We start from the raw sequence: 20,887 nt of genomic DNA, 5'->3' as shown, positions 1-20,887 counted from the left end.
ATGATGAAACAACTATGGGTGTTTTACGGGGAACATTATCAACGTATCGATTTGGATGAAAATTCTTTTACTTCGCTAACTATCGGGCCAGCTATCGAAAATGATATCACAATCCTGTCGTACCCATTTACATCGGGCCATTTCACAGTAGCGAAGGAAAAGGATGGTTTTACGGTTCATGATGGAGTCGATCACGTCGGTCGAATATTGGACAAAGGGAGTTTGTCGATTGAACAAAAAGAACTAATTCTTCATTTATATGTCTTAACTGCTCCCGCTTCTACAAAAACGTACTATCTCGACTATGAAAATGAAGTTTCGTTTGATAGTCGACTTGAAACTGCAACATTCAATCGGGAAGAAGTTACTTTTTCAAATGTAGAATCCGGTCATTTTTCATTGAATAAGACATTGGCTGGCTGGATTATTAAGAAAAATTACAGTTGCCCGCTCTATGTGAATGGCAAACGAGTTGACATGAATGAGCCCCTTCAAATCGGAGATGTAGTTCAGTGGGCGTTCATGGAAATGAAATTAATCGAACAAGACATTTTAGAAGTCGTTACTGCTGCCCAGTACGAAACCCGACTGTCAGAAATTGACGTGCCACAGTCTGAACTCGTTACGATGTATCCCGATTACAGACGGACACCCAGAATGATCTACGACTTGCCTGAAGACAAAGTGTCACTATCCTTTCCAACGCAGGAAAGTGATGATTCAGGGCGCGGTCTTTTGCTTATTATTGCACCGCCGCTAGTTATGCTCATCGTCATGGGGCTTGTTGCCATTTTGATACCCCGTGGGATTTTCATCATCATTTCCATTTCGATGTTCCTCATGACCTTGGTCACTTCAACTGTGCAATTTTTTAAAGATCGAAAAAGACGTAAGGTAAATGAAGCGAAAAGACGCCGTGTCTACACAATCTACTTGCAAAATATGCGTCAAGAACTATATGAATTATCCAAAAAGCAAAAAGAAGTATTGGACTATCATTTTCCACCGTTTGAACAGATGAAGCAATTGACGAATCAGTTGTCGGGTAGAATTTGGGAAAAGACATTGGAAAGTCATGACTTTCTGGAATTTAGACTTGGTACCGGCAATGTGCCCGCTAGTTATGACATTAAGTTGTCATCGGGGGATTTGGCGAATAGAGAAGTCGATGATTTGTTGGAACAAGCACAGCGTATGGAAACGGTCTATAAGGAAATTCCAGGTGCCCCAATCACTGCCCGTATATCGCAAGGAATTTTAGGACTTATCGGAAAAGCATCGATTATCAAGCGTGAATTACGCCAGATCGTTGGGCAGCTCGCATTTTCTCATAGTTACCATGATACACGTTTCATCTACATCTTTAACAACAAGGACTACGCAGACATTGAATGGATGAAATGGTTGCCACATTTCACACTTCCAAATATGCATGCAAAAGGATTGATTCATAATGAAGAGACGCGCGATCAGTTGCTGTCGTCACTCTATGAAATAATTCGCGAACGCGATATGGATGACATGAAAGGGAAAGTGAGATTCACACCCCATCTCGTATTCATCGTTTCCAATTACCCGTTAATTGCGGAGCATGTCATTCTAGAGTACTTGGAAGGGAAAAGTAATGAGGATCTCGGCATTTCTGTCATATTTGCTGAATCGGCACAAGAGCGTATGACTGAAAATGTTCATACGCTTGTCCGTTACGTAAATGACTGGGAAGGCGATATCCTCATCAATGCTGGAAAAGCAGTTAATACGCCATTTCAACTGGATGCCTATGATGAGAAAACGAATGAACGCTTTGCCCGAATGCTGAAGTCGCTCAATCATCAGATTGGTATGAAGAATTCGATACCGAGTTCGGTCAGTTTCCTTGAAATGTTCGGGGTGAAGGATGTTAAAGATGTTCCGATTGGACGCAATTGGCTGACGAACGAATCTTCGAAGTCACTTGCCGTTCCAATCGGTTTCAAAGGAAAAGAGGAACTTGTTCATTTGAATCTACACGAAAAAGCGCATGGTCCTCATGGTTTGCTGGCAGGGACGACGGGTTCAGGGAAAAGTGAATTTCTTCAAACGTATATTCTATCGCTTGCCGTCAATTTCCATCCCCATGAAGTTGCTTTTCTATTGATTGACTATAAGGGTGGAGGAATGGCGCAACCGTTTAGAAATATTCCTCATTTATTAGGCACCATCACAAACATTGAAGGCAGTAAAAACTTCAGTATGCGTGCACTTACTTCTATTAATAGTGAACTGAAAAGGCGGCAGCGTTTATTCGACCAATATGTTGTCACACATATCGATGATTACACGACGCTCTATAAGGAAGGAAATGCAGCTGAACCCTTACCGCATCTGTTCCTGATTTCAGATGAATTCGCAGAGTTGAAAAGTGAAGAACCTGAATTCATTCGCGAGCTAGTTAGTACCGCCAGAATTGGCCGAAGCCTGGGTGTCCATCTTATTTTGGCAACACAAAAACCGGGCGGTATCATCGACGAACAGATTTGGAGTAATGCCCGTTTCCGTGTCGCATTGAAAGTACAGGATGCATCGGATAGTAAAGAGATTTTGAAAAATGGCGATGCTGCCACAATTACTGTAACCGGTCGAGGCTATTTACAAGTGGGGAACAATGAAGTCTATGAATTGTTTCAATCTGCTTGGAGCGGCGCGCCGTATATGGAGGAAACATTGGAGGGCGAAGATGACATTGCGATTGTCACAGACCTTGGTCTGCATTCTCTTTCCGGCATCGAAACAAATATCAGTAAGAAAAGAAGCGGTCTAACGGAAATGGAAGCCGTAACAGCAAAAATTGCACAAACACAAGCGGATATGTCCATCCTGAAGTTAGCGAGTCCGTGGTTACCGCCGCTGGCAATGCGAATCGAAACGATGGAAGATCGTTCTGCAATACAAGTTGGCTTTCCGCTCGGGATGATTGATGAGCCAGAAAAACAAAGTCAAACACCAATTGGTTATGATTGGACGAAAGATGGCAATCTGGGTGTTTTCGGATCATCAGGGTATGGAAAGTCGTATACACTGCTGACGACAGTTCTTGGAATAGCTGATCATCTACCGCCGAGCGAAGCGAACTTTTATATTTTGGACTTCGGCAATGGATCGCTACTACCACTCCGGCAACTACCGCATACAGCTGACTATTTCACGCTGGATGAAGAGTTGAAGCGGGAAAAACTCGTTAAGTTGATGAAAGATGAGATTACGAAAAGGAAATTGGCATTCCAACAAGCGGAAGTCAGCAATATTAATATGTACAACGAATTGTCTGCGCATCGTTTGCCGCTGATCTACATTGTTGTCGATAATTACGATATCATCCGTGAAGAGATGGAAGAGCTCGAAATGCAACTGATTCAATTCGGGCGTGACGGACAGTCGCTCGGTATCTATCTGTTTATCGCTGCGACACGCGTGCAGTCAGTTAGACAATCACTCATGAATAATTTGAAAACGAAAGTTGTTCATTATTTAATGGATGCGACAGAATCATTTACAGTCATTGGACGTGTCCCATTTGAGTTGGAGCCGTTCCCTGGCAGGGCCATTATCAAAAAAGAGGATCCACATTTCGCGCAAGTTTTCCTTCCGGCGCCGGGGGCAAATGATTTCGAAGTCCTGGAAGCGATTAAAATGATTGCCCGAGAACTGAAGGAGAAATACCGTGGGCAGGAACTTCCTCAACCGATTCCGATGTTGCCGTTCGAATTGACGTCAACCATTTTCCCTTCTTATGTTTCAGGGGAACAGGAAAATGGACTTGTTGCAATCGGATTGGATGAAGAAACAGTACGGCCGATAAAGATCGACTTCAGGAAAAATCGCCATTGTCTGCTAGTTGGACAAGTACAGCGAGGGAAAACAAATACATTGAAGTGGATCCTTCATACGCTGATGGAGCAAGACGTTGGCTTCATCGCCATCTTCGACTCATTTGACCGGGGCTTATCCATGTTTTCCGGAGACCCGAAAGTCGACTACTTGGAAACGAAAGAACGTCTCATGGAGTGGTTAACGCAAGCCGAACAATTCTACATTCAAGCCGAAAATGCGTATCTGGAAACCGTCCAGTCAGGAAATAGGGCAGCTGAACTTGTACCCTCTTATTTCATCATCGATGGCTATACACGGTTTTTACAAGTAGCAGATATTGGCATACAAGACCGCTTATCGAAGCTGATGAAAAAGTATTCCCACTTAGGGTTCAATGTCATTATCTCTGGAAATAATGCAGAAATTACGAAAGGCTATGACACATTTACGAATGAATTGAAACTGGTTCGTCAAGCGCTTATCTTCATGAAAAAATCGGAGCAGACATTATATACTGTTGCGTACGAACGCAAAGAAATGGATCTTCCGTTAGGATTTGCACATTATATTTTGAATGGCAATGCTAGTAAAATACAAATTCCGTTAAGTGAGATTGAGAGGAAGATTCTGCAATGAAAAAGAATAAGAGTTTACTGAAAATTGGTGCGGGAATTGTATTAATACTAGCTGTTCCCATTTTGTTTTTTCAACTACTAGGTGTGAATCTGTTTAATGCGGATAGTTCCAATAAACGAATTATAGCGATTGTCAATGAAGACCAAGGTATGTCCAAGGATGATGAAACCGTCGATATGGGAGAAGAGGTTGTTTCCATTCTAGCCGAAGATTCAAAGTATGAATGGAAAGTCATGAGCCGTGGTACCGCTGTTAACGGGTTAAAATCGAATCAGCATGAAGCGATTGTGTATATTCCTTCAGACTTCTCGGAAAGTATCATGTCATATGATCAGCAGAATCCAGAGCAAGCGGAATTCTCCTATGAAGTACAACGCCAAAAAGCGGGTTCAGAAAAAGAAAAAGTACTCCATGAAATTGAAACGGCCACAAACCGTGTAAACGAAAAGGTTTCGACACTCTATTGGAGTTATGTTGCACAAGAAATGGATCATATTAAAAAAGAGTTCACAACTATTCTTGGCAAGGAAACGGAATTCCTTACTGCGATGTCCGACTATTATAAACCAGGGTCCGAGAAGCTAGCGGAAGAGATGAAGAGCCAGAAAAAACAAATGGAAGGACTGCGCTCCGTAATCAGTGATGCAAATAATGGTCATAATGCCCGAATTGAAAATGCAGACTCATTCGGACAGCAAATGAACGGTTTCATCACATATGTACAGCAGTATAAAGAATTTCAGCAACAGCAAAAAAATATACTTCAACAAGTCCAAGATGACAGTCTAGCTAAGATTCATGCAGCTGCCGCAACTCAATCGAGCCAGTTCAACGAATCGGTGCAGATGCTTGAAGAAAATAACGAAAAGTTAAACGGTGAAATTGTCAAAGTGAATGAGAAAATTGACGCAAATAAGGAGAAATTCAATGCACTGTCCGATTTGCGTAAAAACGAAGTCGATCGACAACTAGTGGACCTTCTTGTCGTCCAAGGAACTGCGATTGACCGCTATAATAATTCGATTTTAGGTAATTTGGAAAAAGGAATTGCGGCTGGAAAAGACGGATCGGCTGTAGGTGGTACAACTAATCCAACAGCTGATCAGCAACAAATGAACGCAATCAAAGAAGAAATGGACCGCAAAGCCGGTGCTAAGCTCGCAGCTGCATTGCCAGGGCTCGAAGAAGAGCAAAATAAAGTGACTGCGATTTTAGCAGCATTGACCGCGATGAAAGCTAGTGTTGCCGAAGCGACTCCCGATTCTACATTCATAAGTGAATTGGAACAGCTTGAAGGCGAGCTATCATCGATGAACGCAGTCATGTCAGAAAAGGAAGCACTTTGGAGCGGTACAAAGAAAGAAGGAACGGATGATTATGTAAAAGCATCCACCGACTATAAGGATCTGGTTGGTGATTATGATGTATTGAACAAAGAATATGAATCGATTCAACAAATTTTGAATTCAGCCCCTGCAGATACAGCGCAGATGATTTATCAAATAAAGCAAAAAGAAGCATCCCTTCTTAAGCACGATGGATTGTCGGGGGATCAACGGAATAGATTAGCAGACTTGTTTGCGAAAGGTGCTGCTAGCACGGATACAAAAACATTGTTGACCTATTATGCAACGCTCGAACAATTTGGTTTTACCCTCGACGAGCAGGGGCAAAGTACGCATAAAGATGGCGTTCTAAAAGATGAAATCTTAACCGCATTATTGAAAAACGTTGTCGAGATGAATGAAATAGAACTCGAAGGCTGGACTTCTGTAGGGGACGGTATCCCTGAAACTGAGCTCGGCATGAGTGAGTTGAGTACAACGTTTGCTGCAATCATGTCCGGTTACAAAGAAACAGTGCAAGAGCAGCATGCTGCGCTATTGAATGATTTGAGTTTGATTGATGAGCAAGCAAACGTTTTACTTAGCCAGATTCAAAATACTGCAGGCGAACCTGTTGCGGCAACAAGTGAAGGCGAAGTTGCTGCTAGTCAAAGAAATGTGAGTGGTCAACTTGTTTCGCTCAGCGGCATGATGGATTCATTGTCAGAGAGGCAAAAAGGTCTTGTCAATTACGCGAGTGATCTAACTGCAAAAGCGGATAATATGAAAGAAACGTCTACCGCATTCAGCGATAAGTGGGAAACGAATGTGGATGCAATGTCAGCATTTGATACGGATATTCAAGACTTTCTTGGTAACACCTATGTTGACGGCCAAGAGAATGGCTATGTGTTCAATCATTTTGTCAATCCACTCCAGGTAAAAGGAGAGGCCGCATTTGCGGATGAAGTGAGGAAAGTACCGCCTGTTATTCTACTACTCATTTTGCTTATTAGTAGCCTGTTAATTGGTTTCTTTAGTTATCAAATTAAAGAAGGTCCAATTGGCTTCCGCTTAGGATTGACTTGCATGCTGTCTTTACTCGTAGGTCTTATTATCAGTCTCTACAGCATAAACATGTATGTGCTGAATGACCAACGTGCAGTTGAATGGACAGTATTCACCATCCTTCTCCTAATGGCTAGTGCCGCGGTTATTCGTGCAGCACTTGAATTCGGGCAAACAGCAGGATGGATTGCGAGTGTCGTACTGATGTGTCTATACATTACTCCGCTGCTGATCCTTGCAGTACCTGAAATAAACATTCCAGATATTTTATCGACTGTTTATATGTCCATAAAATATGAACCTGAAACGAACTTCATATGGGGAGCAGTACTTACAGGTATCATTGCGATTGCGATGATCATGATTTCTTATTTGATCAATAAATACAAAACAAATGACACGTCAACGGCAGAACAAGCTCATGATAACTAAATCGACTTGGCTGCTACTTGTAATCCTGTTAATCGCTTGGACGGCGGGTCATAGTACCGTTCAAGCAGCTCCGGATGATGAACCCAATCTCGATTTGGAACCAGTTGTTTATGAAAAACTAAAGTTCAAGAAAAACACCGATTATTTGCATGACAGTAAAAAGGTTGAGATGAGAAACACAATTCCTGTTAAACAGTTTGATATTTACTTTGATGGTAGAAGGCAATTACCGAAGAGAAGCAATGGATCCTATCTTTTCCAGACTAAGGAACGTGGAGAGAAAAGTACTGTCGCAGCAAAAACAGCCGAACTCGGTCTCTTTACCAGTGCTGAAAAGAGTGGAAAGAAAACCAACGCTGTCAAGATCGTAGAAGAGAATACCGCTACTAATAAGCCGAGGACACTGATTTTATTGGCCATTATTGTGGCTGGGCTCGTTACCTTGTTTACGTTTTTCTTGCCAAAGCTAGTCAACACTTCTGAAGGGGATCAACGAAATTTACGGAGTGATAAAACAACAGGATAGGAGGAAAAGACTTGCTGGCTTATTACAATGAACTATTACGGAAAAAGCTGGAAGAAGTGAGGCGTCTCACCAAATGCCAATCAGACTTAGGGATAAAACAATCGGAATTTCAATCGGATGAAAAAAAGTGTCTGGAACCAGAATTATCTACGAGTACATGGCATGGTACGCTGGCCACTGCTTTTCAAGATATTCGTGAAGCGGGAATCCATACACCTTTCCTGGAAATAACCGGAGCCCAGTTCACGAACGTGTTTACTGCAATTGCTGACAAGATTAATTCGCTTAACGCTGAAATCGTTTCTATCGAACAGACCATTGCGCGTCTTGAGGCGGAAGCTAAGGAAGAAGCAGAGGAGGCAAAAACTAGATGACTACCGAAGTGAAAATAGTGTATGCAGATGTTGAAAGTAAAGTCAGTGACATGAGCAATGCAACCACATTGCTTAATCCGAAAGCAGAACCACCAATTACAGGGAATACACTGGATGTCGTGACGAAATTGACGGAGCTTTCGACTAAGCTAGAAACGTTACTAACGAGTTATCAAACGGTGCTTCTTGCTAATAGTGTAACGACTACCAATTCAGTCAAGTTTATGAGTGAATCCGATGAAAAAGTAGCATCTGTCATGCAGTGCACACTAGCAGGACCGAAGCAGGTGTCACAATGAAGGTACTGGACGTCAGCCCATTTGAAGAGGGTTTGCAGAACAATATTACTATGCTCAGCCGTTTGGAAGGTGAGATGAAAGCAATTGAAACTGCCGTTGGAGGGCTCGTTGCGCTGGATGATTCCCTGAAGGGACAAGGCGGGAACGCTATCCGAGCATTTTATAACGATTGTCATATGCCGTTCTTACAGTTTTTCACGACCTTTAAATCTTCTTATGACAGCGTTCTAAGCCAAATGAAATCCGCTCTCGACACGCTGGAATCGGCTTCGAACGGTTACATCCAAGAAAGTTTTCTCGAAGCGGACGTTAAACAAGGACTGACAACAATTGACCAATTAACGCTCACTTTGACGGACGAAGCGAATGCTATCATGGATGAAGTCAGTGACATCGTCGCTCTTCCGCACTTGAATGACAGCGAAGTGCACGAAGGCGTGAAACGTGCACAAACGAAGCAGGAAAAAACGGTCACTGATCTCCATGAATTCGATGCAACGCAGACAGCCGCATTAACGCAGATTGAAGCGGATTTGCTGACAATGGAACTGTGGTTGCTTGAAATAGAAGGTATGATGAGCAATGGCCTGACCGATATAGATTTTCAACCTGAACAGTGGGCGGAGCAATCGGAAAACCAACCGCTCAAAACAGAACTGCAACACCGAGTTGACGTTATGAATGGCGTTGTCGAAGACGGTTCAGAGGATGTAACGGGAGAGGTATCAACAGCTTCTGCCAATGGCTATGTAATGATGTTGAAAGAAGCTGTCGGTTTGGCAAAAAAAGCGAACAGTACGATTACTGGAGGGCTTTCTAGTTTTGGCATGTATGTTGCAGGTAAAGACGGTGGTTTGAGTACTTCAAGACACTTAAATCTGCAAACAGGCAACTATTCATATCGCATCAATGCAACCCAAACCGCATTAGACCGTTTAAAGGTCAATCCCGATGCGAGAGCACTTAAAGAACTCATGGCAGGACTTCCTAAAGGGAATAAAAAATGGTCTCCGAAGCATTATGGCATTCAAGCTACCAATCAGGCGATGCTGAAGTTTGCGTCACAGAAACCGGGACAGAGCGGCTGGTCAGGTACTGGAGAGAGTGTACTGAAAAAGCATCCAACTTTGGCTTACTGGAATGACCAAGCAACCATTAAACAACAGGCAAAAACAATAGGAACAGCGACCATTAAAGGCGCAGGTAAGTCCTTTACGGATGTCGTTGATTTTAAAGGCATTGCGAATAGCGGCATTGTAAAAGGAGCTGCTAAATCACTCGCACCTTTAGGAGCAGGTCTTAGTTATTATAGTAACTATTCTACAGCGAAAGACGAAGGACTAGACGACGGTGCAGCTGCAGGTAGGGCAACAGTTGACACGGCAATCGATTTAGCGATCGGCGGCGCAGTACAAGTCGGATTCACTGCAGCCGGTACAGCGCTAATCCCAATACCGGGTGTAGGTACCGCAGTCGGTGTAGTGGCAGGAATAGCAGTGAACTCCTTATTGAATGTTAAATTTGGAGATGACGATAAATCAGCAATGGACCATATTAAAGGGTGGTTCCATTGAGCGAAGAAAGGGTGCATTTGATGTCCTCCAAACGAACAGTAGAAGATTTCGAAGTTCTAAGAGGACCTCTTGAATCAGGTAGGCAGCGCCCCTCTGCTTTGGCGGGTGTCCTGGTTCTATGCGTATTCCTCCAGGCATTACTATTTTCACTGGAATACTTTGTTGCAGGAGATGTGACAGCATATCCATACAAAGATGAAATATTGAAGGTTCATTTCTGGATAACGGCGGGACTTATTGTGCTGTCTCTTATTTATGCAATTCCGGCAGTGTATAAAAGAAGTGGCAAGGTCCAGTATTTACTGTCCATCTTAGTGGCCCAAAACCTATTTTCCGTTTCTCTTTTTATCTGTGCATTATTTTTCATCGGAAAGAAAGGGGAAGGCTCGTCGGTTGCACCAGAATCACTTCTGAATTTCACCTATATCACACTCCTGATAGGGTTACTGGTTTTTATCGCAACATTCGTTCGTTTCGCTATTTTACTGCGCAATGGACATTATCGCAAAGGGTCGAAAAAAGATGAGCTTAGAACACGGTTTGAAACAAAATCGTACATACCAGCCGCTGTTCTTGGCGGAATTGGATTGGTCTTTGTGATCCAGTACATTGCCAGGACCTCTGCAATCACAGATATCAATATCATGGTTGTCATTGCGATAGGCATTTTACTGTTCTACGTCATGCTATTCATCCTGCCCGAGCAGCTCGTCATCTTGTATTGCAAGTTCCGTTTTAAAAGCTTTAATTTTAATGAACAAGGAAAATTATATAACGAAAAGTGATGTTAGAAAGGGTGTTTGTAAATGGGAATCGAAAAACGTTCACTGATTTTCAATAACGTACTAACATATGAAACAGAACAAAAAAAAGAGAACTGGCAAGAAGCCATCTTCATGCTAGAAGAGTTCACGCTCAATAAAGATGTCTACAAAAACGGTCCGGTGTTTTTCTCGTTTGTTCAAAACCTAGGGGATGAAACGTCCGGGAAATTCACTTACTACTTGCCAATCAGCAGTCCAGTCGTTTTAGTAGAAGAGTCTGATTTTACTTTCCATGAAAACCTAAGCATCGGAAGTGCATTGGTCCTGCGGCAGGCTGATGAAAAAATGGATTTCGCCGCTGCCTATGAAGAAGTGAAGGCATACGCCAACACGCAACAAATCCAATTGGACACTACCTATTATTGCGTTTTACTGTATGTATACGGGGATATCATCATCGATCTCTATGTGCCGATAAAAGGGCAGGGCGATGCATGATGATTGCAGAAAACCATCAGATTGCATACCGCAATGTCGCGTCCAAACTATATAACTTTCTACCCGAAGAAATTGATCTTGCTTTAACGGATTTTGTCTCGATTCTAGATGGGTATGGCTATCAAATTACGGGACCGATGTTCTTTTCAATCATCAGCGATCCGACTGATGAAGTCATGACAGCTGAATTATTCCTTCCCATTAAAGGGAAGCATTTTACAATACCGAAGGAAGCAGAAGTTAATTTCCACAGCTATTTCCTAGTTGACCGTATGCTCACGACACGAATCAAAGGCGATTTTGAAGTGGAAGCACAGGTGAAGTATTGGGAGCTCATGGAGTATTTGAACACACATGAAAAAACTCAAAAAACACCTATTTTTGTTGAGTACAAAAAAAGCCGCGCGGGGCAGACCTATACGGAGATGAGTGTAGGGGTTTTATAATACTTATTAAGAAGATTAGGTCAAAAAAACCTTGACTGGCTTTAAGTCTTTCAAGGTTTTTTGAGTTTGGAGGTGTGCTATTCGTTGCTACTGTCATCCGATTTTCTATTTTATTGAAAAGAGGGAAGTATCGAAAGGGATCGAAACGAGATGGACTCCTAGCGAAATTCGAAACGAAAACGTATATTCCAGCCGTTATTATTGGAGGTACTGGACTTGTGTTTATCGTTCAATTTGTCGTGAGAACGTTCAATTTGGCTGATATCGAAGAGGCTGTCATAACAGTCCTATGATTTGCCGTATTCTATACGATGATTTTTGTATTGCCCGAGCAGCTCGTCATTTTGTATTGCAAGTTCCGCTTCAAAAGCTTTAATTTCGATAAAAGGGGTTATATGAACTCTGAAGACTAAGATGTAGGAAAGAAGTTCTTTTCCATTATGAGCAATCCCACTGCCGAACTGTTTATTCCAATTGAAGCAGAAGAGGAAATTAATTTTAGCAGTTATTTCCTGAACGACCGCATGATTATGACTCGACTAACAGATGACTTTGATGCCCAATCACAGGTAACGTTTTGGGAGCTTCTCACCTATATTGAAGAGCATGAAATGAGTCGGAAAACGTCTATATTCATAGAGTTCAAAGAAACGAATGCAGGGCAAACCAATGTGGAGATGTCTGTAGGGGTGCAATGATGAACAGGCGATGCGTTACTATTTGCAATTTGATTAGGAGGATTCGCATGAAAAAAACCATATTTTTTTTGATAGTTGTTTTACTATTGGCAGGATGTGCCTCAAAGGATAATAATAGGGAAAAAGGGGCTGAAGAAAAAGTGGATAAAACAGTTGAACAAGAAACACTTTCATTACAATTATTGAAAGCAGACGAAGAAGCAGGGGTAACGATTGAAAATAGCGAAGTCTATAAAGAGTTAAATCGAATGATTACGGAAAATGCAGATATGGGACTCGCCAATGATTTCAGTATTAATATTATCGACATTGTGGATAGTGGAACAGAAAACGCTTCATTGCTTTTCCTAGCCATCAACCGCCTGGATGAACCCATGAAAAACATCAAGTTCGACTATACATTAGGTCATGATAATGGTGCATTTGTGTGGGAGGGCGTTGAAGTGGACCTTTCCGAGCAAGAAACAGGTATCATTCAACCGAATCATGCAGTTCCATTCTCTCTGAGCATAACGCCTGAACAAGAAGCACTCATCGACACACTTGAACAAGATAACCAAGTCGTGAAGATGGATAACTTTAAATTTGATTCAGTAAATTAATGAAAGCGTTGCAATGCTACTTATGATTGCAACGCTTTTAGTTGTTCGTATTTATAATTTAATTGGCGATGCAATAAAAAAGAGAACAACAGGTATCATTAATAAAGTTTCATCTTGGTATAACGGATAGGAGAGTATCAAAATCGGGGAAAATAGAATCGATACAATTACATTATCTTATTTAAAATTCCAAACGCCTAAGGAAAACAGATCTAATATTATTTGTTTTTTCTTAATATTATTATATGTAATTGGTGTAATTCCAATTTTAGGAGTACCATTTTCGTTTATTTATTTTATGGCGGCAATTGTGCCGGTAGCAATCCTACAAATTTGGGCATTACTTTATTTATTCGCCCCATACAAATTTGAGAAGTCCTATTATCTCTTTTTTGGTGTATATGGGGTTGTTAATACATATGTCTATTTTTTAGCAATACAAAAGTTATTGTATCTTCACTTAGGAGCAGAAGGGAAAGGACCTTTTATTATTGGATTTCTTCTCTTTATCGGCTTACTGGTAACGATGAACTGGTTGAATATAAAGGCGCTGTACACAGGAACATATCATAAAATGCAACAGATGGAGAGTATTAATGTTAGATGGTTATCATTCGCAGGATTAGGATATGTAATCGGCCAACTTATATTAACGTTTGTCTATAGTGAATCCGCAAAAATGATGATTTTCATTTTTTTAATTTCACTATTATCAATTATAACTGCATATTTTTCTGTATATCTGCATCGTTACTTTTATATTGTCAAAAACAAGGGTCTTGTAAAGCAGGTTTATCCGGAATTTAGTTTACCACTGAAAGAAAGACAAGACGGATCTAAAAAAAGTAATAGAAAGAAGTGAAGATATGATTCCAGAGTTTACGGAAAATGATATTTTCGTTATGTTGCAAACGCTGAATACAAAGTCAATCATCGGTTTTTCCAATCCATTTATAGCGTTAACAAAATAGGAAATAGAAAAGGAATGGGAGAAAACGTATAAGAAACTTCATCTTCGTGGGCTTGTTAACCTCGTCGACGGTGAAGTTAAGTTAGAGGAAGGGTTCGCCAATGCGCTCTGGATTATGTCCAGAACGAATTTGACTGTGGAAATTCTTACTGACGGAAAAAAGAAAAGCGTATTTTATTTCGGTACAGAGAATGTAGTTGAATGCTCTAAAACTTTGGGGAATAATTACACGCTCTATATGCACGCGGCTCCTAACGACACATGGAATGGCGTCATCTATCCACGTATACTTACTGGCGTTGAAAAACAACACGTGCAAATGAAGGATAGGATTCTTATTCCGACATCTATGAATAATACATGCGTGGAAAAAGATGTAGTTTTGGATACCGAAAAACTAGGGCTGTTCAATGAAAGTCCTAATTTGAACAGCGTAACTAAAAAGTTGAATCATTCCATTATAGTAAACTTATACATAGTCGACAGTAATTTTTAATCATGATTGGAGAGTCTCGAAATGAAGAAGCTACTTAGAATTTTATTCGCCGCAATACTATTAGTGGGGTGTAATGGCGACAATGACCAAAAACCGCAGACGGGAGAGGAAGAAAACGTGAAAAAAGAGATAGAGCAACAAGCACTTTCGATGCAAGTATTGAAAGCGGACGAGGAAAATGGCGTCACGTTGGAAGAAGAGATGTATCAACAATTGTCCGGACTTGTAGAAGCCAATCCCGATATTGGGGTTGCGGAAGACTTTAGTATTCATGCAATTGACTTTGTAGAAAAGAGTGCAGGCGAGAGTGTCATGCTATTTTTAGGAATTAACCGATTGGAAAAGGGAATCAAAAATATTACGTTAGAATACACGTTGGGCGTTGAAACGGAGGATACTGTAAAATATGTATTCAATCGTGAAAAAGTAGACCTATCCGAATCATTTGCAGGTGTTATTCAGCCAAACCATGCGATTCCATTTACTGTTCCGGTTACACCAGAGGGGAAAGAACTACTTCAATTGATGACTGAAGAAAACAAAACTGTGAAAATTGAAAACGCTAAATTCGAATTGGAAAAATAACTAAAATGCTACAGATTTTCACGAAGTTGTAGCGCTTTTATGTTTAGAGAATTTTTGGAGGTCTAGAAAACGTGAAGAAAATAATAAGGAACGTATGGGAAGTATTGAAGCAATCTGCTTCGGAAATAAAGGCGAATTGGAAGTTTAGTCAACTCGTTCAAGGAAGAAGTAAAAAGATGAAAATGTATGGATTAGTTTATATGAATACCTGTTTTTTTCTTGTCTACGCAAGTCTTTGTTTTATTTCTATGATTTATATTCTGTTTGGTATCATAGGCGGCACAATCCTAGGAATCACGGAAAGCCCATATTGGTTCTTGTTATTTCTATTGCCAGTAGCCGCGCTGCCCTTTTTGTATTTTGTACATAGCATTTGGACCTCAAACTATTCCGGCTTTAAAAAGGAATATTTAAAAACACATTCGATTCAAGTACCTCAAGGGGATTGAATTTTCCAGTGCATTCCTATTGGCTGATATCGGGGATGCCTTCATAACAGTCATATGCTTTGTTTTATTCTATACGATGATTTTTGTGTTGCCGGAGCAACTCGTTATCTTGTATTGCAAGTTCCGTTTTAAAAGCTTTAATTTTAATAAGAGAGGTAGCTTATAGAATGAAGAATATGTAAAGAAACTATGCGGGGTGGACCTATACGGAGATGAGTGTAGAGCCCTTGAAGTGTCCAACGAATCGCCGCAAGTCTCCAACCAATTTTGAAAAGTGTCCAACCAACGAAGGAGCGTCCAACCAAACCTTCGAAGTGTCCAACCAATCGCCGCAAGCCTCCAACCATTCTCGAAAAGTGTCCAACCAACGAAGGAGTGTCCAACAAAACTCTCGAAGTGTCCAACCATTCGCCGTAAGCCTCCAACCAACGAAGGTGTGTCCAACAAAACCTTTGAAGTGTCCAACGAATCGCCGCAAGTCTCCAACCAATTTTGAAAAGTGTCCAACCAACGAAGGAGCGTCCAACAAAACTCTCGAAGTGTCCAACCAATCGCCGTAAGCCTCCAACCATTCTCGAAAAGCCTCCAACAAACAAAGGAGTGTCCAACAAAACTTTCGAAGTGTCCAACCAATCGCCGTAAGCCTCCAACCATTCTCGAAAAGTGTCCAACCTAAGCATGAAATTGTTCTTTTACCTAGATTGTGAGGTATTCTAAATAGTGTGACTACATTTAAGGGAGGCTTTTTTCCATGAAATATACGCAAATTAAACATACCGAACTCAACGCATCCAACATTATTATGGGGAATATGCGTTTGACACAGCTTTCTTTAACGGAAATAGAGCAGTTAATCCGCACTGCACTTGATGAAGGGATTAACTTCTTTGATCATGCAGATATTTATGGTCAGGGTCGGTGCGAAGAATTATTTGCCGAGGCAATCCAAATGAATCCAAGCATCCGTGAAAAAATGATTTTGCAAAGTAAATGTGGCATCAAAGGCCAAGAAAACTACTTTGATTTTTCCAAAGAACATATCCTCGACTCAGTTGACGGTATTTTAAAGCGTTTAAACACGGATTACTTGGACCTGCTACTCCTTCATCGTCCTGATCCATTAATGGAGCCTGCTGAAGTTGCCGAGGCATTTGAGAAATTGCATAGCAGCGGAAAAGTAAAACATTTCGGGGTGTCGAACCATAACCCAGCACAGATCGAACTGTTGCAAAAATATACACCACATAAATTAGTAGTCAACCAAATTCAGTTTAGTATTGCACACACACCGATGATTGACGCGGGAATTGCGTTAAATATGAATATAGATCAAGCTATCAATCGTGATAGCAGTATACTAGAATACAGTCGTTTGCATGATATCACGCTACAAGCATGGTCACCATTTCAAAATGGGTTCTTTGCTGGTCCATTCCTTGGTGACTTAGAGAATTTTTTAGAGTTGAATAAAGTGATTGACGAAATTGCTGCCAACTATGACGTAACAAACACGGCCATCGCAACCGCCTGGATTAGCCGCCATCCAGCTAACATCCAAGTCGTACTCGGAACAACGAATCCCCAGCGATTAAAAGACGCATGTAAGAGCACGGATATTAAGTTAACAAGGAAAGAATGGTATGACATTTATAAAGCAGCTGGAAATATCGTTCCATAACAACACCATTATCAATTACAACGAAAACAACCTCCTGACCGGATTATCGGTCGGGAGGTTGTTCTGGTTTGAACCAATCATACCTCCACGCCAACCGATCATATCCCGCGTGGCCCAATCATGTATCCGCGCTAACCGATCATATCCCACGTGGCCCAATCATGTATCCGCGCTAACCGATCATATCCCACGCGACCCAATCATATCTCCGTGCTAACCGATCATATCCCGGGGAGACCGATCATATGTCCGCGCTAACCAATCATATCCCACGGGTCCCGATCATATGTCCGCGCTAACCGATCATATCCCACGGGTCCCGATCATATGTCCGTGCTAACCGATCATATCCCGGTTAGCCCGATCATATGTCCGCGCTAACCGATCATATCCCACGCGATCCAATCATATGTCCGTGCTAACCGATCATATCCCACTGCAGACCAACCATAGATGATACCGAATGCCGCCCGTACAATCCTACTACTGAGAATTATCGATAGTTGTGCGAGGAAGGCAAGCCGGAAATTAGCGCAAATCCATTCAAAGTTTGGAAGCACTTAGTTGCTTCCAAGGAGCTATATAAACAGTAGAATATCGGACAAACTTTGGACCTTCAAACCTAATCACGATATTAAAGTAATATCTCACTATAATAATAGGCGCACTATTCAAATTAGTTTAGAATTCGAAGTAAATTCACTGTCAAACAATTTGTAGATTTGTTATATTAAATCTGTAGTCTGACAATCTACAAACAATATGAAAAGGGGGAGTTAAGTAGTGAAACGGTTTTTAGTAGCATTTTTATCCATCTATATGGCAATTGCGATGGCATTGCCAGCATCAACGTTAGCTGCCCAAACAGTTGATACTGTCCAAGTTAGCCAAGCGACCCAACTAGAGGTTAGCCAATCCCTATTCTCACTTACGGAGATTCGCGATGTAGAGTTGGAAGTTGATTTTGGAAAGAAAGTAGACCTAACCAAACTGGAATTTCAATTTGGTGGGAAAAGTCTATCGGAGTGGAAGATGTGGGATGCGAAAGCGGAATCATATTCTGGGGATCCATTCATCATTGTTAAAAAAGAACCACACTATGTCGGCGGAACAACTAAGATCGCCGCTGAACTAGAGTTTGGACTACCTTTTAATACAGACAATCTATCAACACGGTCAATCCGTGTCATCTACAAAGAGCTAATTGGAGACTATGAACTTGCTCTGGTTGATGCTGCAAATGATTTAAATGCATCAACGACTGTAAAGTTGAATGTCTATGACCAATATCTCGACTGGGAAGCTATTAAGCCATCTATTGATAGTATTTTTGCCGAGTCAAATAAATTAAACGATCGCTATTTAGAGTATCAAAGCCCAGGTAAATCTGTCGAGGGCCGCGACTTTCACCTTGTAGTACTTGCAAAAGATAAAGAAGCAGTGGATAAGTATCTCAATCAAACACTACCGACTGCGCTTGAAAATCCGGAAGAACTAATGAAGAAGATTAAAGACGGCACGATGGGTGATTATCAAGTTCCAGTCTGGTTCAATAATATCCATCCAGATGAAGTGGAAGGAATCGACTTCCAAACAGAGCTGCTAAAGAAATTCGCGATGGAATCACAAGTTGAATTCACATCAACGGATAAAAATGGTGATTCTGAAGAAGTCATTTTGGATATGGACAAAGTATTAGACAATATTATTTTTATCTTTAACTTTTCACATAACCCGGACGGACGTGTCCTGAATACACGCGCTAATGCACTTGGATTTGATTTGAACCGTGACAATGCTTACCAAACACAGGTCGAAACGATTCAATTGAATCAGGAAATTGCGAAGTGGACTCCGCTTACAATGGTAGAAGGGCATGGCTATGTAAATGGATTCTTAATTGAACCGGCTACACCGCCGCATAACCCGAACTTTGAATATGATTTACTTATTAAAAGCATGACTGAACAGGCACATGAAATGGGGAAAGCGGGAATTGGTAATTCTAATTTAACTTCTTATTTCCTAGCTTCAGAAGGCTATAAAGATGGATGGGATGACATGGGTCCTTCCTATACACCTATCTTTTCAATGCTTCATGGAACTCTTGGACATACTGTCGAGGTGCCAAATTTAAGTCAGGACTCATTACGCGCTATGGTAGGTACTGGCTTTGGAGCGACAAACTATGTCCTTGAGAATAAAGACGAGTTATATTTAAACCAGCTTGAAATCTTTAGTCGTGGAATTAAAGGACAAGACAATCGTCTCGTTGATCCATTGTTAACGAATGCAGCTGGAGAATCAATCGGTCGGGTTCGCGGGAATAATGAAAACTTCTTCCCGGATTACTATGTATTACCGGCTGATGCAAGAAATCAGAAGAACGTGCTAGAAGTTTATAATATGGTAACGTATTTAATCCGCAACGGTTTAACAGTTGAACAAACGACTAAAGACATAATGATTGAAGCAACTACTTATCCGAAAGGAACTTATGTTGTTCCGATGAAACAAGCAAAGCGCGGCTTGGCGAATGCGATGCTTTATAAAGGCGATGACGTTTCTGATTGGGAAGCAATGTACGATCCCGTAGTCGTTAATTTCCCAGCGCTTAGAGGTTTTGACGTCGTTGAAGTACGTTTTGGAGAAGAAGAAGGATTCGAAGGACATACAACAAAGGTTAGTGCAATCGAAGTTCCAGCAAGCGAAGTTAAGAAAACGGCTACTAGACAAGTACTAAAAAACACTAATAATGACACAATCAAACTTGTGAACAAACTCCTTGCAGAAGGAAAACAAGTCGGCTTGGTGCAAGAGGAAAAATTCGGATTCCGTAAAGGCGATTACGTAGTTAATACAAGTGATTTACTCTCCTACGTCGAGGATTATACCTTTGAAGCGAATCCTTTACCAGCATACAATGCGTTTGAAATAAAGTGGATTTCGGAGCCAAAGGTAGCAGGAAGTGGTTCTAGTCAATTGGCATTTTCGTTGAAAGAGCTAGGCTTTAAGCTAGTTGATGAGAAAAATGCAGAAGTCATTATCTCTGATAGTACTTTGCCGAAAGATTTATCAGGTAAAACGTTCGTAGGTATTGGTAACAGTGTACTAAAAGCCGTTAAAGATACAAAGTTACTTGAAGGATTCGATTATGTAACGACTCAAGGTGGACATGAAGGACTTGTGAAAGCGACAGTAAATGTCAATCACCAATTAACTTCTGGTTATAAGGCAGATGAGCTTCTATATACAACGAGGGGTTCATGGATAACTGAAGTGCCTGTGGATGCTGAAGTATTGGCAACAGTCAAAAATACGGATGATTTCTTCGTTTCGGGATGGTGGCCTGGACATGAAGGAGCGCAGGGGCAAACATTCGCCTTTACGCAGCAGTTGGAAGATTCAACAGTGACGCTATTTGCGAACGACTTAGCATTTAGAGCCCACACGAAATACTATTACCGCATGCTTGCGAATAGCATCTATGCTTCGGCAAGTGAAGATACAACGCCAGAGTGAGTAGTTGATACGAAACCGGCTACCGCCAAGTTAAATTCGAAGCAAAATAGAAAATTTCAAAGTATTAAGGGGACCCAGTCATTAATAAAATGACTG

The 20,887-nt window shown here is 41.2% G+C and carries 19 protein-coding genes; 18 read left to right on the top strand and 1 reads right to left on the bottom strand.

Going from position 1 to position 20,887, the window contains the following annotated elements; genetic code table 11:
* Positions 1-3 precede the first annotated feature (3 nt).
* From essC to MKY15_RS04420, 17 genes are all read left to right on the top strand, one after another.
* A complete protein-coding gene (essC, locus tag MKY15_RS04500; protein WP_342539136.1) occupies positions 4-4,485 on the top strand; it encodes a type VII secretion protein EssC in 4,482 nt (1,493 codons plus the stop codon).
* Positions 4,482-7,310, top strand: a complete 2,829-nt coding sequence (esaA, locus tag MKY15_RS04495) for a type VII secretion protein EsaA (protein WP_342539135.1) — start codon at positions 4,482-4,484, stop codon at positions 7,308-7,310. Before essC ends, esaA begins: the two co-directional genes overlap by 4 nt.
* Complete coding sequence (gene essA / locus MKY15_RS04490) at positions 7,300-7,836, top strand: type VII secretion protein EssA (protein WP_067212633.1); 537 nt, start codon at positions 7,300-7,302, stop codon at positions 7,834-7,836. Before esaA ends, essA begins: the two co-directional genes overlap by 11 nt.
* Positions 7,837-7,847: 11 nt before the next feature.
* Positions 7,848-8,210 carry a DUF5082 domain-containing protein gene (locus MKY15_RS04485; RefSeq protein WP_067212631.1) on the top strand — a complete coding sequence of 121 codons (363 nt, stop codon included), beginning with the start codon at positions 7,848-7,850 and terminating at the stop codon, positions 8,208-8,210.
* Positions 8,207-8,509 (top strand): YwqI/YxiC family protein, encoded by a 303-nt coding sequence (locus MKY15_RS04480; protein ID WP_338655059.1) that lies wholly within the window; start codon positions 8,207-8,209, stop codon positions 8,507-8,509. The genes MKY15_RS04485 and MKY15_RS04480 overlap by 4 nt, the downstream gene beginning before the upstream one ends.
* Positions 8,506-10,083: an LXG domain-containing protein gene (locus tag MKY15_RS04475; RefSeq protein ID WP_340740733.1), complete on the top strand. Its 1,578-nt coding sequence runs from the start codon at positions 8,506-8,508 to the stop codon at positions 10,081-10,083. Before MKY15_RS04480 ends, MKY15_RS04475 begins: the two co-directional genes overlap by 4 nt.
* Entirely contained in the window at positions 10,080-10,868 is a 789-nt protein-coding gene (locus MKY15_RS04470; RefSeq protein WP_342539134.1) for a hypothetical protein, read from the top strand. Before MKY15_RS04475 ends, MKY15_RS04470 begins: the two co-directional genes overlap by 4 nt.
* A 21-nt stretch (positions 10,869-10,889) precedes the next feature.
* Positions 10,890-11,345 carry a hypothetical protein gene (locus MKY15_RS04465; protein ID WP_338655064.1) on the top strand — a complete coding sequence of 152 codons (456 nt, stop codon included), beginning with the start codon at positions 10,890-10,892 and terminating at the stop codon, positions 11,343-11,345.
* On the top strand, positions 11,342-11,791 hold the full coding sequence (locus MKY15_RS04460) for a DUF5085 family protein (protein ID WP_338655066.1): 450 nt from the start codon (positions 11,342-11,344) through the stop codon (positions 11,789-11,791). Before MKY15_RS04465 ends, MKY15_RS04460 begins: the two co-directional genes overlap by 4 nt.
* A gap of 74 nt (positions 11,792-11,865) precedes the next feature.
* Positions 11,866-12,084: a hypothetical protein gene (locus tag MKY15_RS04455; protein WP_342539133.1), complete on the top strand. Its 219-nt coding sequence runs from the start codon at positions 11,866-11,868 to the stop codon at positions 12,082-12,084.
* A gap of 147 nt (positions 12,085-12,231) precedes the next feature.
* Positions 12,232-12,489 (top strand): hypothetical protein, encoded by a 258-nt coding sequence (locus MKY15_RS04450; protein ID WP_338655070.1) that lies wholly within the window; start codon positions 12,232-12,234, stop codon positions 12,487-12,489.
* Between the two features lie 47 nt (positions 12,490-12,536).
* A complete protein-coding gene (locus tag MKY15_RS04445; protein ID WP_342539132.1) occupies positions 12,537-13,091 on the top strand; it encodes a membrane lipoprotein lipid attachment site-containing protein in 555 nt (184 codons plus the stop codon).
* A 310-nt stretch (positions 13,092-13,401) separates the two neighbouring features.
* Positions 13,402-13,953, top strand: a complete 552-nt coding sequence (locus MKY15_RS04440) for a hypothetical protein (RefSeq protein ID WP_187045858.1) — start codon at positions 13,402-13,404, stop codon at positions 13,951-13,953.
* Between the two features lie 223 nt (positions 13,954-14,176).
* Positions 14,177-14,557: a hypothetical protein gene (locus MKY15_RS04435; protein WP_187045857.1), complete on the top strand. Its 381-nt coding sequence runs from the start codon at positions 14,177-14,179 to the stop codon at positions 14,555-14,557.
* Positions 14,558-14,578: 21 nt separating this feature from the next.
* On the top strand, positions 14,579-15,142 hold the full coding sequence (locus MKY15_RS04430; RefSeq protein WP_342539131.1) for a hypothetical protein: 564 nt from the start codon (positions 14,579-14,581) through the stop codon (positions 15,140-15,142).
* 71 nt (positions 15,143-15,213) lie between these two features.
* Positions 15,214-15,591 (top strand): hypothetical protein, encoded by a 378-nt coding sequence (locus MKY15_RS04425; protein WP_342539130.1) that lies wholly within the window; start codon positions 15,214-15,216, stop codon positions 15,589-15,591.
* Between the two features lie 751 nt (positions 15,592-16,342).
* Positions 16,343-17,269 (top strand): aldo/keto reductase, encoded by a 927-nt coding sequence (locus tag MKY15_RS04420; RefSeq protein WP_342539129.1) that lies wholly within the window; start codon positions 16,343-16,345, stop codon positions 17,267-17,269.
* Between the two features lie 377 nt (positions 17,270-17,646).
* Here MKY15_RS04420 and MKY15_RS04415 read toward each other — a convergent pair whose 3' ends face one another.
* Positions 17,647-17,829, bottom strand: coding sequence for a hypothetical protein (locus tag MKY15_RS04415; RefSeq protein WP_342539128.1), 183 nt, complete (start codon positions 17,827-17,829; stop codon positions 17,647-17,649).
* Between the two features lie 223 nt (positions 17,830-18,052).
* Here MKY15_RS04415 and MKY15_RS04410 point away from each other — a divergent pair, with 223 nt between their 5' ends.
* Entirely contained in the window at positions 18,053-20,791 is a 2,739-nt protein-coding gene (locus MKY15_RS04410) for an X-prolyl-dipeptidyl aminopeptidase (protein ID WP_342539127.1), read from the top strand.
* Positions 20,792-20,887: the final 96 nt, after the last annotated feature.

The organism is Sporosarcina sp. FSL K6-1540 (assembly GCF_038620285.1).
In the GTDB taxonomy this organism is placed as follows: domain Bacteria; phylum Bacillota; class Bacilli; order Bacillales_A; family Planococcaceae; genus Sporosarcina; species Sporosarcina psychrophila.
Note: the sequence above shows the minus strand (reverse complement) of the source record. Positions and strands in the feature narration are given on the sequence as shown.

Bases quoted from the DNA above. Each gene is read 5' to 3' on its own strand.
- esaA (WP_342539135.1), top strand. From the start codon at position 4,482: ATGAAAAAGAATAAGAGTTTACTGAAAATTGGTGCGGGAATTGTATTA.
- essC (WP_342539136.1), top strand. From the start codon at position 4: ATGAAACAACTATGGGTGTTTTACGGGGAACATTATCAACGTATCGAT.
- MKY15_RS04435 (WP_187045857.1), top strand. From the start codon at position 14,177: ATGTCCAGAACGAATTTGACTGTGGAAATTCTTACTGACGGAAAAAAG.
- MKY15_RS04450 (WP_338655070.1), top strand. From the start codon at position 12,232: ATGAGCAATCCCACTGCCGAACTGTTTATTCCAATTGAAGCAGAAGAG.
- essA (WP_067212633.1), top strand. From the start codon at position 7,300: ATGATAACTAAATCGACTTGGCTGCTACTTGTAATCCTGTTAATCGCT.
- MKY15_RS04430 (WP_342539131.1), top strand. From the start codon at position 14,579: ATGAAGAAGCTACTTAGAATTTTATTCGCCGCAATACTATTAGTGGGG.
- MKY15_RS04480 (WP_338655059.1), top strand. From the start codon at position 8,207: ATGACTACCGAAGTGAAAATAGTGTATGCAGATGTTGAAAGTAAAGTC.
- MKY15_RS04475 (WP_340740733.1), top strand. From the start codon at position 8,506: ATGAAGGTACTGGACGTCAGCCCATTTGAAGAGGGTTTGCAGAACAAT.
- MKY15_RS04445 (WP_342539132.1), top strand. From the start codon at position 12,537: ATGAAAAAAACCATATTTTTTTTGATAGTTGTTTTACTATTGGCAGGA.
- MKY15_RS04420 (WP_342539129.1), top strand. From the start codon at position 16,343: ATGAAATATACGCAAATTAAACATACCGAACTCAACGCATCCAACATT.
- MKY15_RS04465 (WP_338655064.1), top strand. From the start codon at position 10,890: ATGGGAATCGAAAAACGTTCACTGATTTTCAATAACGTACTAACATAT.
- MKY15_RS04460 (WP_338655066.1), top strand. From the start codon at position 11,342: ATGATGATTGCAGAAAACCATCAGATTGCATACCGCAATGTCGCGTCC.